Here is a 16,541-nt window from a genome sequence, read left to right as displayed (position 1 = left end):
TTATTTTTGCGCTTATTTGATGAAAACATGACCAAAAAATTGATTGTATTGGGGTATTTTCTATGTTCGATGATAACAATAGCCCAAACTTATAAACCTGTTGATACTGCAGATTATATTCAGAGAAAAGCATTTTTAAAAAATTTTGAAGGCAATAATGAAGTCACTGTCAAAAGATTAAAATCACAGTATTCGGGGAAGACAGGTACAGAATTGTCTAAAATCTATAAAGAATTCGGAACTGATTTTGAAAAGCAGGTAAAGAATAAGGATTTTATCTTCAAATCTGAATTTGAAGCCAGTATACACTCAATGATTCAACGTCTGAAAAAGAATAATCCTAAAGTTCCCCAGGATCTGAAAATACTGATCGCAAAAGATAATACTCCCAATGCCTATTGTCTTGCGGATGGCACTTTTGTAATCAATATGGGACTGTACAGCTGGCTGAACAATGAGGAACAGATTGCAGCTGTGATTGCTCACGAACTGGGACATAAAATAGAAGAACATTCCCTGAAAACTTTTCTAAAAATCATTCAACAGGATGAACTGGATAAAGTAGTGGTGGATAATATAAAATCTACAACAACAAGCAGAAGCCATAGCCAGAATCAGAAAGCTTTCGATATTTTAAAAAATAGAGTGTACAAAAAAGGGGTGGAAAGAAGACAAAGTGAAATGCAGGCAGATTCGCTGGGCTATGCCATTTTTAAAAACAGTGATTTTAAGAAAGCAGAATTTGTAAATGCTCTTCAGAGGCTTCAGGATTTTGATACGATCTCGCCAAGAGCACTGAAGGTGGAAACTTATAAAAAGCTATTTAATCTCCCCCAACAGGCATTCAATGAGAAATGGATGAAAAAAGAAGATTTTTCCCTGTATAACTATAATTTTTACAAAGAAAAGCTGAACAAAGACTCTCTCGCCTCTCACCCTGAAATATCGAGAAGAATTGAAATGCTTAAAAAGACTTTTGCAGAGCTTAAAACTCCTGCAGATCCGGAAAAACCTACAGATTTGTTTGTTGCCTTAAAGAAAACGGCTAGGATGGAAATTCTGCCCAATTATTTCCATTCTGAAGATTATGGACTGGGAATTTATACTGCCATGCAGTTTTTGCAGGATGAAGAAGAAGAAAAGTATTACAAAAGCTGGCTGGGAAAATGCTTTTCCAAAATATACGAAGCGAGAAAAAACTATAATCTGAACCGCTATCTGGACAGGATAGAACCCAAAAATCAGAGTGAAAGCTACCAGCAGTTTCTTAATTTTATGTGGAACTTAAGTCTTGATGAAATTAAGAATATTGCAGACTTTTATCAGGCCAATGAGACTCTAGCGAAAGTAAACTGATCTTGATATAAATAGCTTATATATCAATAGGGACGGGTTTTAGTCAAAATATAAAAAAAGAACCCTGATGAAATACCGGGGTTCTTTTTCGTTTTTAGTAATTTAATTTTTCCAAACGGATCTTATTGAATTTTTCTTTTTCGTTATATTCACGAAGCAGAATGTAGCCTTCTTTTCCTACATACGGAGTTACGGCATAATTGTCTTTTTCAGATATGGGAATAATCTCCTGTTTGAATTTGCCGTCAATAATAGTATTGATAAACAGGTTCCATCTTTTCTGTTTGGTAGTTTCATCTTTTTGATAGTCGCGGTAGAAAAATACTACATCTTTTCCGCCATTGAGATACTGTGAAAAGAGATAATCACTGTTTACCCATTTTGATTTTTCTTTTTCAAAAACCTGAACATTTTTTACTTTGAAGTCTTTATCGGTATAAATATATACAAGATCTGTAGTCTTTGGAGCAGAGTACTGGCCTTCCGGCTTATATTTTTCTGATAAAATACCAACACTTCCATCGTTCATAAAATACATGTCTTTGGTCTGAAGCATATAGCCGCTTTCTACCATTCCCAATCTATTGAGTTTTGGAAGAAAAGCAGAAATGTTGGGTTCGTAATTAATTGCTTTTGTATCTACTGAAAAATCAGACTTATTGACGATCATCCTTGCAAATCCTACAGATTGGGAATCATCATAATTTCTTCCCAGAAGAACTACTTTATCATCAAAAGTTTTATCATTATCCATTTTTCGGTATCCGGAATAAAAAGATTCAATATTATCAATAGTATCATCAGATAATCCTGTAACCGGTTTGTTGGACTTTTCTTTTCCTGTTTTCATATCAAGAACCAGAAGACTGAATGTTTTCTGCCTGTCATTGACTTTTTTCATGATACAGTACATGAAATTCTCGTCTCTTTCCAGAACAGATAAAGTTGTATAAAGCTTTTTACTTCCTTCTGTGTTGTATTTGTACCTCCAGACTTCTTTTTTATTTTCATCAAACCTGATGAGGCTGTTGCTGTTCTCGTACTTTCCGTAATCTTTGTATTCAACAGCAAAATATCCGCCTTCTTTCAGTTCTCCTACAGCAGAAACATAGTTATAGCCTTTCTCCTTTTTCTCATCACGGTTTTCCTTTCGCTGTTCTTTCCAGCTTTTAGGCTCGTTGATTTCTTTGAAGGTACCGTTTTCCAGATAGTCATAATAGAGTTTTCTGGTAATAGAGTTGGTCTTAGGATCTATCACCATAGAAACAGGAGTGAAAACTTCTTTGCTTTTTACAAGGGAATAATCCATCATAGAAGGCTTTAGAATAATCTGCCCTTTAAAATCTACATATCCCAAATAAGAAGCAGCGGTGATGTCTCCTTCAAATTCCTTATTGGCAACAGGATTTAGGTTTTTGTCCAGGATTACATATTCAAACTTCTTGGTCTTATCACCGGATTTTCCGTAAGAATACAGAGAGACGTAACCGTAAAGATTGTCTTTATCATCGAATAGAGCATTCATTCCGACATGATCTCCGGCAGCGAGTGTCGTAAGGTCCTGAGTTTGGGAATATACCAGGGTCTGAATCAGCCCAAACATCATTAGCGTTATTTTTTTCATGGTTAAAATTTGAGGGGTAAAAGTAATAAATTAAGCTATATGTTGCGAAAAATAAAAAAGCCTTGAAAAAGCTCAAGGCTAAATATTGGTATAAGTATTTGTGATTACTTATTGTATTCGTAAAGATAGGTGTAAGAATAAGTTCCGAAAGAAGAATTTGTATCTGTAATAACTGATTTCGTAGGATAATTAGCACTGTTTAATGTATGAACTCCATTGGTTTTATGGGTTTCATTGTCAATACCGGTATAATATCCGTTTAAATCGATAAGATTATTGTATCCCAGTTTATTACTTTCTGCATCTATATCGTCAAATATAGCCATTTTTACAAAACCTGTTACATTTTTCATGGGATGGTTATTGGTATCGTAAACGTATGTGACATTGTGTGTAGCTCCCTCATCTATATAGTTGGAAGTAGCTATATTTCCGTTAGTATTAAAATAGACCTCCCTTGAATGAAATTTGATATCTGTAAAAGTTCCTGTTGTCGGATTATAGATCGCAGAATAGAAGTCATTAAATTTAACATGATTATCACTTAGATATTGATAATTTTGTGTATAAACTAAAGTTCCAAGTTTTGTATCGGTCTTTTTTTCAGACATCAGCTTTCCGTTAGAATAAGTGAATTCTCTTGTAACTTTCAATACGCCATTCTGATACATTTCAGTTTTTACAATATAGTCCCCATTATAAGTATATATAGTTTTTGAATTATCAGCAATGGATTCCGTAATTTTAGTTCCGTTGTATTTATATTCCGTAACAGATGATTGTCCGTTTTGGACCATAGTCCTTTTTTTTAGAAGATAGGGAACATTAGCATCGTTACCATTGTTGTTGTTGCTTTCAGAAATTTCGTCATTTGACGAACTACAGCTTGCGATCACTGCCATAGCCAGTGATGAAATAATAAATTTTCTCATTTGTTTTTTTTAAGTTCGGCTAAAATAATATTTTTTATAATATAATTGCTGCCAAATTGTAAAAAGATAAAAAGCCCTGAAACCAGGGCTTTTCAACTATATTTTAGAAAGTAAATTTCTGAAGTTCGTTTTCTCATCAATGATTCTTCTCAACTCCGATACAGGAACTCTTTCCTGCTGCATCGTGTCTCTGTCTCTGATGGTTACCGTGTGATCCGTTAAAGAGTCGTGATCTACCGTGATACAGTATGGAGTACCAATGGCATCCTGTCTTCTGTAACGTTTTCCGATGGCATCTTTCTCCTCGTAGAATAAGTTGAAATCATACTTCAGATCATTGAAGATCTTTTCTGCATATTCTGCTAAACCGTCTTTCTTCATCAATGGAAGAATAGCCGCTTTAATTGGTGCTAATGCCGGAGGTAAAGAAAGAACAGTTCTTTCTGAACCATCTTCCAGTACTTCGTCTCTTAAGCAATGAGAGAATATAGAAAGGAATAATCTGTCTAAACCTACTGAAGTTTCCACTACATAAGGAACATAATTCTCGTTTCTTTCAGGATCAAAGAACTGAAGCTTTCTTCCGGAGAATTCCTCATGCGCTTTTAAGTCGAAATCTGTTCTTGAGTGGATCCCTTCCAGTTCTTTGAATCCGAATGGGAAATTAAATTCAATATCAGCGGCAGCATTCGCATAGTGAGCCAATTTCTCATGATCATGGAATCTGTAGTTTTCATCTCCTAAACCTAAAGCTCTGTGCCAGTTCAGACGTTTCTGCTTCCATTGCTCGTAGAATTCAAGTTCCGTTCCCGGCGCAACAAAGAACTGCATTTCCATCTGTTCAAATTCACGCATTCTGAAGATAAACTGTCTTGCAACAATTTCATTTCTGAAAGCCTTACCAATCTGTGCAATACCGAAAGGAAGTTTATGACGGGAAGTTTTCTGTACGTTTAAGAAGTTAACGAAGATCCCCTGAGCTGTTTCAGGTCTAAGGTAAAGATCCATTGCAGAATCAGCAGAAGCACCCAGCTTGGTTCCGAACATCAGGTTGAATTGTCTTACCTCCGTCCAGTTTTTAGAACCTGTATCAGGATCAGCAATTTCAAGCTCTTCAATCAAAGCTTTTACATCAGCAAGGTCTTCATTCTCCAGAGATTTTGCCAGTCTTGAAAGAATAGCCTCTCTTTTTGCTCTGTATTCTATGATTTTTGGATTCGTTGCAACAAACTGATCTTTATCAAAAGCATCCCCGAATCTCTTCGCTGCTTTTTCGATCTCTTTATTCTCTTTATCTTCAATTTTAGCACAGTAATCTTCCACCAAAACGTCTGCTCTGAAACGTTTTTTAGAATCTTTATTGTCAATCAATGGATCGTTGAAAGCGTCTACGTGGCCTGATGCCTTCCAGGTTGTTGGGTGCATAAGGATCGCCGAATCAATGCCGACAATATTTTCGTTAAGCTGTACCATCGCTTTCCACCAATATTGTTTGATATTATTTTTGAGTTCGGCACCGTTCTGTCCATAATCATAAACAGCGGATAAACCATCATAGATCTCACTCGATGGGAAAATAAAACCATATTCTTTAGCGTGAGAAATCACTTTCTTGAAAACATCTTCTTGCTTTGCCATAATTTTTTAACGTCTGATCTGCAAAAATAGTGAAAATGTGGGAAGATAGAAGCGGGAAGATGGAAGTTTTTATAATGCAGTAATTTAGGAGCCGGGAACCTGCTTTCCGCTGTATCTTTTGCTTTGCAAAAGGATGCCGCTGCAATCAGGGCTAAAAAACAAGAGATAAAATTTCCTTTATTATTGTCTTATTTTGAGACAATTTATCGAAATTTGGAATTTACAAATATGATATCATGAAAAAATCAGCATTCATCGTTATACTGTTTATAGCATTTACCCAGTGGATTTGGGCTCAGAAAATACCCGAAGGGAAAGTTGTTACTACCTATATTACTGCAGAAACGCTACAAAACAAAGCAGGGGAAAATCCTAAACGCAGGGTAACGGTTTATCTTCCCCCGGATTATGACAAATCCTCAAAAAGATATCCTGTCATCTATTATCTGCATGGCTTTTTCTGGAGCGACAGCCTGCTGGTTGCGAATGATAAAATTAATCATATCATCGACCGTGCCATCAGTTTGAAAAAAATAAAACCTGTTATCATCGTGATGCCTGATGAAAGTACCGTGTTCAAAGGAAGTTTTTATGCCAATTCAAAGTCGTCCGGAAACTGGTCAGATTTTACTTCCATTGAGCTGGTTAATCATATTGATAAAAATTACAGAACCATTGCCCATAAAGACAGCCGGGGAATTGCCGGACATTCAATGGGTGGGAATGGTGCGCTGAGAAATGCTTTTCTGCATCCTGAAGTATTTTCTTCCGTGTATGCGCTTTCTCCCGGAATTCTGGATGCCCGCTATTTTGCAATGACTGAAATTGATATGTATAAAAAAGTAAAAAATATCACAGCGATCAAAGATCTTTCAAAACCTGAAAATGCAAGAACCAATATTATCTTCGCTATCGCAAGAGCATACAGTGGAAATGAAAATAAACCGCCCTTTTTTGCAGACCTTCCATTTTCTTTTGATGGAGAGAATCTGAATATAAATGCTTCAGCAGCCGAAGAACTAAAGAAAAATTCTACTTCCGAATTGCCATTTTCACAATATAAAAACCTAAAAAAACTGCATGCCATAAAATTTGACTGGGGAAGAAATGATGAATTGAAACACATTCCCGTCACCTGCATGAACTTAAGCAAAACCCTTGAAATGCTGAAGATCAAACACGAAGCGGAAGAATACATAGGAACGCATGGCAGCGAAGTCAGTAGGGAAAACGGAAGAATAGAAAATCAAATGCTGCCATTTTTTAATGATCACCTGAAGTTTGAGGAATAAGTAAAAACCTCTACTTTTGCTCCATGTTAGAAATTCTTTATCGTGACGAACATCTTATTGCCATCAATAAGCCCAGCGGATTACTGGTTCATAAATCTTTCTATGCCGGAGAAGCTGATACCTACGCCATTCAGGAGCTGAAGAAACAGATCGGGCAAAAAGTGTTTCCTGTACACCGGTTAGACCGGAAGACTTCTGGGGTTCTGCTGTTTACTTTAGATAAAGATACCCTCAGAATCATGAGCGAACAGTTTGCATCACGCGAAGTGGAAAAGAAATACTTGGCCATTCTTCGGGGCTGGACAAAAGAAGAAGAGACTATAGATTATGATTTGGTGAATGAAAATGAAGTCAGACAAAATGCTGTTACCTACTATCGCCGTTTGCAGACTTCCGAAATAGACTTACCCTTTTTAAAGCATCAGACTTCAAGGTATTCTTTGGTAGAAGCCATTCCTGAAACCGGAAGATTTCATCAGCTGAGAAAACATTTTAAACACATCCTGCATCCTATTTTAGGCTGCAGAAAGCACGGCTGCAATAAACAGAATAAACTGTGGCTTCAGACATTTGATATCAATAAAATGACACTCCACGCCCATGAATTGATCTTTGACCATCCCATCTCTAACGAAAGAATTACGGTCAATGCCGCTATAGATGAAGAGTTCAAAAGAGTAGGGGATATCCTGAAATTTGATCTGGGTGCATATTCTTAATTTAAATATGTTTTCAGGATGATCGAACCCTTGCGGTCGCAGTGTTTAAAATGATCTTTTATTTGATGTCTCAATAGATACCATATATCAAACATTTTGATAAAATATCATACATCAATCGAGCATTAATTTTAAAATGAGTAATTTTGTAAAACTTTTTTTCAATGTACAAATCGCTCATTCGGCCCATTCTTTTTAAATTCGATCCTGAAGATGTTCATCACTTTACATTTTCAATGCTGAAGAATTTTGGATTTCTCACTCGATTATTTTTCCCAAAACCTGTTGAAGACAAACGTCTGGAAAGAGAAGTTTTCGGATTAAAATTTAAAAATCCTGTAGGATTGGCTGCCGGTTTTGATAAAAACGCAGTGTTATTTAATGAATTGGGAGATCTGGGTTTCGGCTTTGTAGAAATCGGGACGGTAACTCCAAGAGCTCAGGCCGGAAATCCTAAAAAAAGACTGTTCCGCCTTATTGAGGATGGCGGGATTATCAACAGAATGGGATTCAACAATGAAGGTCTTGAAGCAGCAATTGAAAAACTGAAATCCAACAAAGGAAAAATAATCATCGGTGGAAACATCGGAAAAAATACAGATACAAGCCCGGAAAATTATACCCAGGATTATCTGGACTGTTTTGAAGGTCTTCATCCTCATGTGGATTACTTTGTACTGAATGTGAGCTGTCCGAATGTAGGAAGCCACGCCAAGCTTGAAGATGTGGAATATCTTAGGGAGCTGATTACTGAAGTGAAGAAAATAAACCACTCAAAATCTGTACAGAAGCCTATATTACTGAAAATTGCACCGGACCTTAATAACAATCAGCTGGACGAAATCATTGAGCTGATTGCGGAAACAAAAATTGATGGTATTGTAGTCTCCAATACTTCTGTGAACAGAGAAGGCTTAAAAACCTCTAAGGAAGTTTTAGAACAGATTGGAAACGGAGGGTTGAGCGGAAAACCTATCCGTGAGAGAAGTACAAAAATGATCAAATATCTTTCTGATAAAAGTAACAGAGCGTTCCCAATCATTGGAGTAGGAGGAATACATTCTGCAAAAGATGCAATGGAAAAGCTAGATGCGGGAGCGAGCCTGATTCAGCTATATACCGGATTTATTTATGAAGGCCCGGAACTGATCAGCGAAATCAATAAGGAGCTTTTGAAAAGAGCAGGCAGATTACCGAGATAAAAATAAAAGAGAGTTGAAGGACTCTCTTTTTTATTTCGACTTTACCACAGATGCATTTTTGATATCAACTGTAAGTGTATGAGCAGGTGTGCTGTCGGACTTCTTTATTTTGTATTGCAGCTTTTGTTGATCTCCTGATTTTGTTTTGGCAGTATCATAGATATTTTCCAGGCAGCTTTCTATCAGAAATTCTTCATAGTTTTTATAATTCCAGTCTTTGGTAAAATAAAGAACTCTGTAGCCTTTTTCTCCTTCACTGGCTCCGCATCTCCCGCATGCGTTAAGGTTTGAAGAATGTTCGAAATACAGCAGTACCCGGTTTCCGGTTTCGCCGGATGTATAAGATATCAATTCATTTCCTCCGTGTTGATTAATAAAATCAAAGGTATTAATATTTTTATGGTGGGGTAATATCAGATAATTATTGTAGCGATAGATCATGTCATTGCCGGTAAAAAGCTTTGCCGGCTGCACTTTTTTATCCAGATAAAAATTTCCGTGGATTATGTTTTCCCTGGTATCACTTTGATTAAAAATAATATACTCTTTAGGGCTTAAGGACTGTATTATTTCATTTGCTTTTTCTACAGTTTGTGGCGATGTGATTTTTTCTTTCAGTTTTTTCGAATTCGGTTTTTGATGAGAGCCAAAGTTATACAGCGACAGTTTACCATAATCGTAAATTCCCGTCAGCGGAATTTTCTTCTGATACTTATCATAATAGTACCATCCGTCTACAAAATACTGATAGAGACTGCAGTCAGCGATCCCTGCAAAATGCAGCTGTATCGTAATGGGAATCCCTGCAATATCCCCTTTGAAAACTTGTGAAGAATCTGTGACCTTCTTTAATTCCACTTTCTGACAGAGTACAGATGTGAGAAAAAAGAAAAAGAATACAGTGAAAATTTTTTTCATGGTTGAGTATGATCGTGGTGTTAGTTTTTTTAAATGAAAAAATGGGCGATGGTGTAGATTATAAGCCCTACAAGCCCTCCTACCAGTGTTCCGTTGACACGGATGAACTGCAGGTCCTTTCCAACTTCCAGTTCCAGCTTTTCACTGAGTTCTTTTCCCTGCCAGTTCCCAACAGTGGTACTGATGAGGTTCCCGAATTGATGGGTGTTTTTAAGAATGTATTTATAAGCTGTTACCCGAACCCAATGATCAATTTTGTTCTGCAGGCTTTCGTCGGTTTTTAAATTCTGTGCAAACTCATTAAGGTTTTTAGAAAGATAGTTTTTCAGTGCAGAATTTTCCTCCTGAAGTTCTTTCATTAATGTTTTTTTTATGGAAATCCATATGTCGTTAGAATATTCATCGAGTTTATCATTTTTAAGAAGTCCGTTTTTAATGGTTTTAAATTCTTCATCCCATTTCGGATCTTCTTTCAGATCAACAGAGAATTCATGAATCTTCTGTGTAATCAGTCCTCTTACTTCATGCTGGGGATTTTCTTCTATTTCTTTAAAAAAGTCAGAAAGTCCGTCGGCAATTTTATCAGCAATTTTGTTGTCTACAAAAGAAGGAATGAATGAATAGCTGCCTTTCTTTACCCGTTCCTGAATCATTTCATCATTTTCAATGATATAGTCTTTAATCTGTTTGGAAAGATTCGTGATGATTCTCTGATGGTCGTTCTTTTCAAGAATATAACCGATTCCGTTTCCTACCACTTTATTCAGTTTGATGTCATCTGTCATTTCAGAGACCTTTTTACTGATAAACTGGCTTACCGTAGAATCATCAAGCTTATTAAGAATATCAAGAACAATATCGGAAAGGTTTCTGATCAGAATATCCTGGCTCTTTTCCTTGCTCAGCCATTCCCCTGCAAAATTGGAAACTTTAAGCTTTTGTATATAAGGTCTGATATTCTGAGGAGAAAGAAAATTACCCACTACAAAGCTTCCGAGGTTATCTCCCAGTCTCTGTTTACTGTTTTCAATCAGGTTGGTATGAGGAATCGGAAGCCCCAGAGGATGGCGGAATAATGCCGTTACCGCAAACCAGTCTGCCAGGGCGCCCACCATAGCAGCTTCAGCAAAAGCCCGTACATAACCGATCCAGTGCGAGTTGTTAGACTTCTGTAAGATGGTGGTAACAATGAAAATAGCGGCCATCAGGACAAATAATCCAGTGGCAAATGCTTTATATTTTCTGAGTTGTTTTCTTTTTGCTTCGTCATTCATATTCTCAAATTTACTAAATTTGGTTATGAAACCTGTTAATCTTAATAAAAGCTTCTAAACCTCAAAATTATTGCTGTTTAATGATAAGATTTAAGATTAAATTTTTAGTTTCAGTCACCTTATTATTTTTTCTGCATGCATGTACGCAGAAATATGAACCTATTAAAACCCTTTCTATGGAAAATACAGAAGCAAAAAACAATCCATACTATTCCAGAACAGATACTGTAAAACTCAATGTTTCTAATGAGGAATGGAAAAAAATACTCGCGCCGGATCTCTATGCAATTGCCAGAGAAGCTGCAACAGAAAGAGCTTTTACTGGAAAATACAATGAGTTTGATGAGGCAGGAGAATATTATTGTGCCGTATGTGGAAATCACCTGTTCCGTTCTACCTCAAAATTTTCCAGCAGCTGTGGCTGGCCGAGCTTCTTTGAAGCCGATAAAGAAGGAGTCTATTATGTAAGAGATCAGTCTTACGGAATGGATAGGGTAGAGGTACTTTGCAAAAGATGCGATTCTCATCTTGGCCACGTTTTCGATGATGGTCCGAAACCTACAGGGCTGAGGTACTGCATGAATTCTTTGAGCCTGGAATTTGTTCCGGATTCTCAGAAATAAATGCTTTAATTCACAAAATCAGGACGTTAAAGTTTCTTAAATAGCGTTAAACTTTTTAGAGTTATAACCCCTTGGTAATTATGTTTTTATAATTTTGCCCCACTAATTTGGATTTATATAGTATTGAATGAAAGGATTTTATAGCGTATTAGGCCTTGTTTACATGGTGACGACTTCATTCTACATTTCCCCAATAATCGCGGCGAAAAGTGAGAATGTAAAAACAACAAAAGTAGCTGAAACGAAATCTGAGAAGAGTACTGCAGCCGTATCTTCATCAGAAGCACTGTACCAATCTATTGCCTTTGACCCGGAACATGAACTGAACTATGAAGTGTTCTCAAAAGCATTAACTGGTTATGAAAACTTAAAAAAAGCAGGGTTGCTTACCCAGGACTCGCATTTATTGACTATCTGCGATTTTTCTATGTCTTCTAACACAAAAAGACTTTGGATCATTGACCTAGAAGACAAAAAAGTTCTGTTCAACTCACTGGTAGCGCACGGAAAAAATACAGGCGAAGAATTTGCGACGAATTTTTCTAACAAGGAAAGTTCGCTGCAGAGCAGTCTTGGATTTTATATCACAGATGCAACCTATCAGGGGGATAACGGATACTCTCTTAAATTATTAGGAATGGATAAGGGCTTTAATGATGCTGCATACAGAAGAGCAATTGTAATGCATGGGGCGGATTATGTAAGTGATGCATTTGCTGCGATGCACAAAAGAATAGGAAGAAGCTGGGGATGCCCTGCCGTTCCAAGAGAGCTGACACAGGCTATAATCAATACGATTAAAGGCAAAAACTGTCTGTTTATCTATTACCCTGATCAGAATTACCTTTCATCCTCAGAATGGTTGAAAGCATAAAACGAAAAAGCAGTCTGAACAGACTGCTTTTTTTATTTTTTGGAAGGAAATACTACGGTAAATATACTTCCGTTTGAAATTTCAGAATCTACAGTCAGCTTTCCTTCGTGGATCTCTACAATTCTTTTTACAATAGAAAGGCCAATTCCGTTTCCTTTCTCAAAGCTTTTATTGGCCCCGCGGTAAAAAAGATCAAAAATTTTTGAAAGATCTTTTGCAGAAATTCCAATACCATGATCAATAAAACGGATTTTTATATGTTCCGGGTTGGTTTCAATTTCTACATGACAGCTTTTATCTGCAGAATATTTACAGGCATTTTCCATCAGATTTAAAAAAGCAACCTGCAGCAGATAAGGATTTCCATGAAAATCATAATTATTTTCATCATCATCTGAGGCATTACCTGTATAATTGATTCCGATTTTATACCTGTTGTTTTTCTGCAGCAATGCAAGTTTGGATTCTGCAAGGATTTCATCCAGACGGAGATTTGTGAGACCGATCTGTGATACATCATAGCTGGCCCTTGCAAAATCCAGAAGAGCCGAAGATAATTCTGACGCATCATTAGCATCCTGAAGGGCATTGTCAATAGAAAGTTTATAATCATCCAGCGTTACATTCAGTTCCTTGGCAAGCTCAAGCTCCGCAATTAAAGTTGAAAGAGGAGTGCGGAACTCATGAGAAATGGTAGTGACAAACTGTTTATGGTTGTTAAAGGATTTTTCGAGCCTGTTGAAGGTAGAGTTAAAAGTTTCTGTCAGCTCATAGATTTCATCTTTAGCTTTCGGAACGTTCAGCCTTTTATTCAGATTGTGCTCGGAAATATCCCGGATCTGAATAATAATATCTTTCAGAGGCTTTAAAGTGTAATATGAAAAAAGAAACCCCACAATGAAAATAATAACAATGGAGCTGATATAAATGATAATAACATCTTTCCTGAATTCTGCAATGTGAGCTTTTCCGGTGACATCTACCGCACTGCCGATAATATAATATTTCTCTCCGTTTGACTCAAACTGAATGGTGATATACTGGCGGTCTCCCTGCTGCCAGAATATTCTGTTTTTACCGGATCTGATAATTTTATCCAGATATTTTTCATTGCTTTTAAGAGGAGGAATATCCGTGAATGTGAGCTCTTTTTTACTGTTATAAACGCTGATATCTGCTTCATTCAGCAGTTTTTGATTGCGCTTGTGAAGCTCACGGATTTTTTCATCATTGATTCTGACATCGAAAATAAATTCTGAACGCCAGATCACCTTATATCCTAATCTGTCATTAAACTCATCTTCCCTGTTCTTCTCGGATACAAAATAAAGCATATAAGCAAACAGAAATAATATGCCTGCTGTAAGAATAGAATAAATGAGTGCTGTTCTGGTTGCTATTTTCATAATTGCGATGCGAAAATAAAACCTACTCCGGGTTTGGTATGAATAAGTTTATGGTCAAAATTTTTATCAATCTTTTTCCGCAGATAAGCAATATAAACGTCAATATAATTGGTTCCCGTATCAAAATGATTTCCCCATACATTTTCTGCAATTTCTTCACGGGTAAGAATTCTTTCGGCATTGCTTACCAGAAATACCAGCAGCTTAAATTCTTTGGGAGTGAGTTCTATTTCTTCTCCGTTTCTGAATACTCTGTTGATTTTTTTATCAATCCTTAGATCATGATATTCCAGATCGGTCTGGTAAGCCTCTTTGTTTTTCGCAGATCTTCTCAGAAGAATAGCCTTTATTCTCACATACAGTTCCCGGATTTCAAAGGGCTTTACCATGTAATCATCTGCTCCGGCATCAAATCCTTCAATTTTTTCATCAATCGTTCCCAGGGCAGTAAGCATAATGATGGGAAGATCCGGATATTTCTGCTTGATCATCTTGCACAGATCAATCCCGCTCATTTTCGGGAGCATAATGTCGGTAATTGCCAGGTCGAATGATATTTTATGCAGCAGCACGACTGCATCTTCCGCATCTTCCGAAATATACACCTGATAATCCTGACTTTCGAGCCCTCTTTTCAAAAGGCTTGAAACACGTACATTATCTTCTACAATTAAAATTTTCATAAAGGAATACTATTGAAAATGCCCTGGATTTTCAGACGTTTTTAATTTTAAAAGCTTGATTCTCATCTGCCATCAAAGCACTCTGCAAAGGTATTTCATATTTTTCTTTTATCAGAAAAGATTATCCCTTTTAATAGTTTTCTATAAGGTTTCTAATAGATTTCTAATACCTGTCCTTACAATCACGATCTAATTTTGTCCCGTTGAAATCAACAAAAAGATAGAACAGAAAAATATGAAGATTACCTCTTTCAAAATCGGAATTGCTATGTTTTCCCTTGTGGGACTTATGGGAAAATTAGACGCTCAGAAAAAAAATGATTTTAATAACCCAGGATTGACCCATTACTTCAATGATGAACATTCACGATATATTTCCTTTAGCGGATACGCAGAATTGTGGGCCAGATACACACAGCTGAATCCCGGAAGTCTTGTTAATAATGAAGCAAAATCTGATCTGTCTGATCTTTCACTGCGAAGGGTTCGTGTAAAAATGACTTATAAACCTACAGAAAAGCTAATGTTTGTATTACAGGGAGGAACTACCAATGTAAATGTGAATGCCAAAGGAAGCAATTATTTTGATCTTTTGGATGCTTATGCAGAATATGCTTTTAATGATAAAATTGCTGTTGGTGCAGGTCGCTCTACATGGCGGGGGCTTTCAAGGTTTACCACAGGCCCTTTGAATACACTTTTATATGATCTGCCGGCTTATGCAACATCCAATGCCGGCACTACAGATTATACGGTCCGGGAACTGAGTGCCTATATTAAAGGACAGCTGGGAAGATTAGATTATCGTCTGGTGGTGGCTGATCCTTATACGATGGCAACATCAGATCCGAAGCTGAATGTGGCTTCCTTCAGCAAAAATTCGCCGGGTAAAGATTTCTCAGGATATTTCAGATATGCTTTTTTGGATAAGGAAAATATTTCCACTCCCTTTAATGCCGGAACTTACGTAGGTAAGAAGAACGTCCTGAGCCTGGGAGCAGGGTTTGATTATATACACAATGCATTATGGCATCTGGATGCCGGTAAAAATACAGTGAATGATGACATGAAAAGTTTTGCTGTAGACCTGTTTTATGATGCCCCTCTCAACAAAGAAAAAGGAACATCCATAAGTGCGTACGGAATGGCCATGCATAACGACTACGGGCCTAATTACATCCGTTATGTGGGAACCAACAATCCTGCAACTTCCGTAGATGTTACCCAGGCCAGTTTGAATGGAGCAGGAAATGCAATGCCTGTTATCGGAACCGGGAATACCTACTATGTGCAATTGGGAGGAACGCTTCCGTACCTGAATAAAGAAAAGAAAAATCTGCAGCTGCAGCCTGCTGTAGGAATGCAGCTGTCGGATCTGAAAGGACTTCATGACAATGCAGTGATCTATGATGCCGGAATTTCCCTGCTGATGAACGGAATGTCATCACGCTTAACCTTTGACGCCCAGAACAGACCGGTGTATACTAATGATCCCTCAAACAATGCCGTAATTTCCGATAGAAAATGGCAGTTTGTCCTTAAATACAGAATAGATTTTAATTAAAATAGATGGCCATGGAAAGAAGAAAATTTTTATTCCGCTCAGTTCAGGCTTCTGCCCTGCTGCTGGTTTCGGGAAATATGCTTGCATCTGCTTTACCCATTTTTAACCCTATAAAAAAGAAAAAAATGTACTTCCATTATTTGTTGTTCTGGCTTAGAGATGACCTGTCTGAGCTTGAAGTAAAAGAATTTGAAAATTTTTTTGAAGGTCTTAAAAAGCTTCCTTACCAAAAGAATCTCCGTTACGGAAAACCTGCTGCCTCCAGTCCCAGAAGTGTTTTAGACAATACATTTACCTATAATGCTTCTATGGAATTCGATAGTCTGGAAGAGCTTGAAGCATATGGGAAACTTCCTGAACATCTGGCTTTGGTAGAGAAATATAAACCATTTTTTGACAGAATGCTGGTTTACGATACCGCGTATAATTAAAAATA

General features: G+C 37.0%; 15 protein-coding genes. 8 read left to right on the top strand and 7 right to left on the bottom strand.

Features of this window, described 5'->3' with window-relative positions:
• Positions 1 to 27: 27 nt before the first annotated feature.
• The gene (locus BLW74_RS13285) at positions 28 to 1,356 is read left to right on the top strand and encodes a M48 family metalloprotease (protein ID WP_089692899.1); all 1,329 of its coding nucleotides are present in this window, start codon (positions 28 to 30) and stop codon (positions 1,354 to 1,356) included.
• Positions 1,357 to 1,450: 94 nt separating this feature from the next.
• Here BLW74_RS13285 and BLW74_RS13280 read toward each other — a convergent pair whose 3' ends face one another.
• The 3 genes from BLW74_RS13280 to BLW74_RS13270 all read right to left on the bottom strand — a co-directional run bounded on the left by BLW74_RS13280 (position 1,451) and on the right by BLW74_RS13270 (position 5,550).
• Complete coding sequence (locus BLW74_RS13280) at positions 1,451 to 2,980, bottom strand: hypothetical protein (protein WP_089692897.1); 1,530 nt, start codon at positions 2,978 to 2,980, stop codon at positions 1,451 to 1,453.
• A gap of 104 nt (positions 2,981 to 3,084) precedes the next feature.
• The gene (locus BLW74_RS13275; RefSeq protein WP_089692895.1) at positions 3,085 to 3,912 is read right to left on the bottom strand and encodes a hypothetical protein; all 828 of its coding nucleotides are present in this window, start codon (positions 3,910 to 3,912) and stop codon (positions 3,085 to 3,087) included.
• Between the two features lie 96 nt (positions 3,913 to 4,008).
• Positions 4,009 to 5,550, bottom strand: a complete 1,542-nt coding sequence (locus tag BLW74_RS13270) for a glycine--tRNA ligase (RefSeq protein WP_089692894.1) — start codon at positions 5,548 to 5,550, stop codon at positions 4,009 to 4,011.
• Positions 5,551 to 5,786: 236 nt separating this feature from the next.
• Here BLW74_RS13270 and BLW74_RS13265 point away from each other — a divergent pair, with 236 nt between their 5' ends.
• The 3 genes from BLW74_RS13265 (at position 5,787) to BLW74_RS13255 (ending at position 8,763) form a co-directional block, all read left to right on the top strand.
• Positions 5,787 to 6,842, top strand: coding sequence for an alpha/beta hydrolase (locus tag BLW74_RS13265; RefSeq protein WP_089692892.1), 1,056 nt, complete (start codon positions 5,787 to 5,789; stop codon positions 6,840 to 6,842).
• A gap of 23 nt (positions 6,843 to 6,865) precedes the next feature.
• Positions 6,866 to 7,561 carry a pseudouridine synthase gene (locus tag BLW74_RS13260; protein WP_089692889.1) on the top strand — a complete coding sequence of 232 codons (696 nt, stop codon included), beginning with the start codon at positions 6,866 to 6,868 and terminating at the stop codon, positions 7,559 to 7,561.
• 164 nt (positions 7,562 to 7,725) lie between these two features.
• Positions 7,726 to 8,763: a quinone-dependent dihydroorotate dehydrogenase gene (locus tag BLW74_RS13255; protein WP_089692887.1), complete on the top strand. Its 1,038-nt coding sequence runs from the start codon at positions 7,726 to 7,728 to the stop codon at positions 8,761 to 8,763.
• A gap of 30 nt (positions 8,764 to 8,793) precedes the next feature.
• On the opposite strand, the gene BLW74_RS13250 is transcribed toward BLW74_RS13255, so the two are convergent.
• Together BLW74_RS13250 and BLW74_RS13245 are read right to left on the bottom strand one after the other, a co-directional pair.
• A complete protein-coding gene (locus tag BLW74_RS13250; protein WP_089692885.1) occupies positions 8,794 to 9,681 on the bottom strand; it encodes a hypothetical protein in 888 nt (295 codons plus the stop codon).
• A 29-nt stretch (positions 9,682 to 9,710) separates the two neighbouring features.
• Positions 9,711 to 10,955, bottom strand: coding sequence for a DUF445 domain-containing protein (locus BLW74_RS13245; protein WP_089692883.1), 1,245 nt, complete (start codon positions 10,953 to 10,955; stop codon positions 9,711 to 9,713).
• Between the two features lie 176 nt (positions 10,956 to 11,131).
• Between BLW74_RS13245 and msrB the strand changes: the two genes are divergently transcribed.
• Positions 11,132 to 11,578: a peptide-methionine (R)-S-oxide reductase MsrB gene (msrB, locus tag BLW74_RS13240; protein WP_167358427.1), complete on the top strand. Its 447-nt coding sequence runs from the start codon at positions 11,132 to 11,134 to the stop codon at positions 11,576 to 11,578.
• 127 nt (positions 11,579 to 11,705) lie between these two features.
• On the top strand, positions 11,706 to 12,452 hold the full coding sequence (locus tag BLW74_RS13235; protein ID WP_089692881.1) for a murein L,D-transpeptidase catalytic domain family protein: 747 nt from the start codon (positions 11,706 to 11,708) through the stop codon (positions 12,450 to 12,452).
• Between the two features lie 32 nt (positions 12,453 to 12,484).
• Here BLW74_RS13235 and BLW74_RS13230 read toward each other — a convergent pair whose 3' ends face one another.
• Both BLW74_RS13230 and BLW74_RS13225 read right to left on the bottom strand, forming a co-directional pair.
• Positions 12,485 to 13,858: a HAMP domain-containing sensor histidine kinase gene (locus BLW74_RS13230; protein WP_089692879.1), complete on the bottom strand. Its 1,374-nt coding sequence runs from the start codon at positions 13,856 to 13,858 to the stop codon at positions 12,485 to 12,487.
• Positions 13,855 to 14,541: a response regulator transcription factor gene (locus BLW74_RS13225; RefSeq protein ID WP_089692878.1), complete on the bottom strand. Its 687-nt coding sequence runs from the start codon at positions 14,539 to 14,541 to the stop codon at positions 13,855 to 13,857. Before BLW74_RS13225 ends, BLW74_RS13230 begins: the two co-directional genes overlap by 4 nt.
• 235 nt (positions 14,542 to 14,776) lie before the next feature.
• On the opposite strand from BLW74_RS13225, the gene BLW74_RS13220 reads away from it, so the two are divergent.
• Together BLW74_RS13220 and BLW74_RS13215 are read left to right on the top strand one after the other, a co-directional pair.
• On the top strand, positions 14,777 to 16,105 hold the full coding sequence (locus BLW74_RS13220) for a porin (protein ID WP_089692877.1): 1,329 nt from the start codon (positions 14,777 to 14,779) through the stop codon (positions 16,103 to 16,105).
• An 11-nt stretch (positions 16,106 to 16,116) separates the two neighbouring features.
• Positions 16,117 to 16,536: a Dabb family protein gene (locus BLW74_RS13215; RefSeq protein ID WP_167358426.1), complete on the top strand. Its 420-nt coding sequence runs from the start codon at positions 16,117 to 16,119 to the stop codon at positions 16,534 to 16,536.
• Positions 16,537 to 16,541 lie beyond the last annotated feature (5 nt).

Source organism: Chryseobacterium culicis, assembly GCF_900108365.1.
Classification (GTDB): Bacteria; Bacteroidota; Bacteroidia; order Flavobacteriales; family Weeksellaceae; genus Chryseobacterium; species Chryseobacterium culicis.
This window is presented reverse-complemented; position numbering and strand designations above follow the sequence as displayed.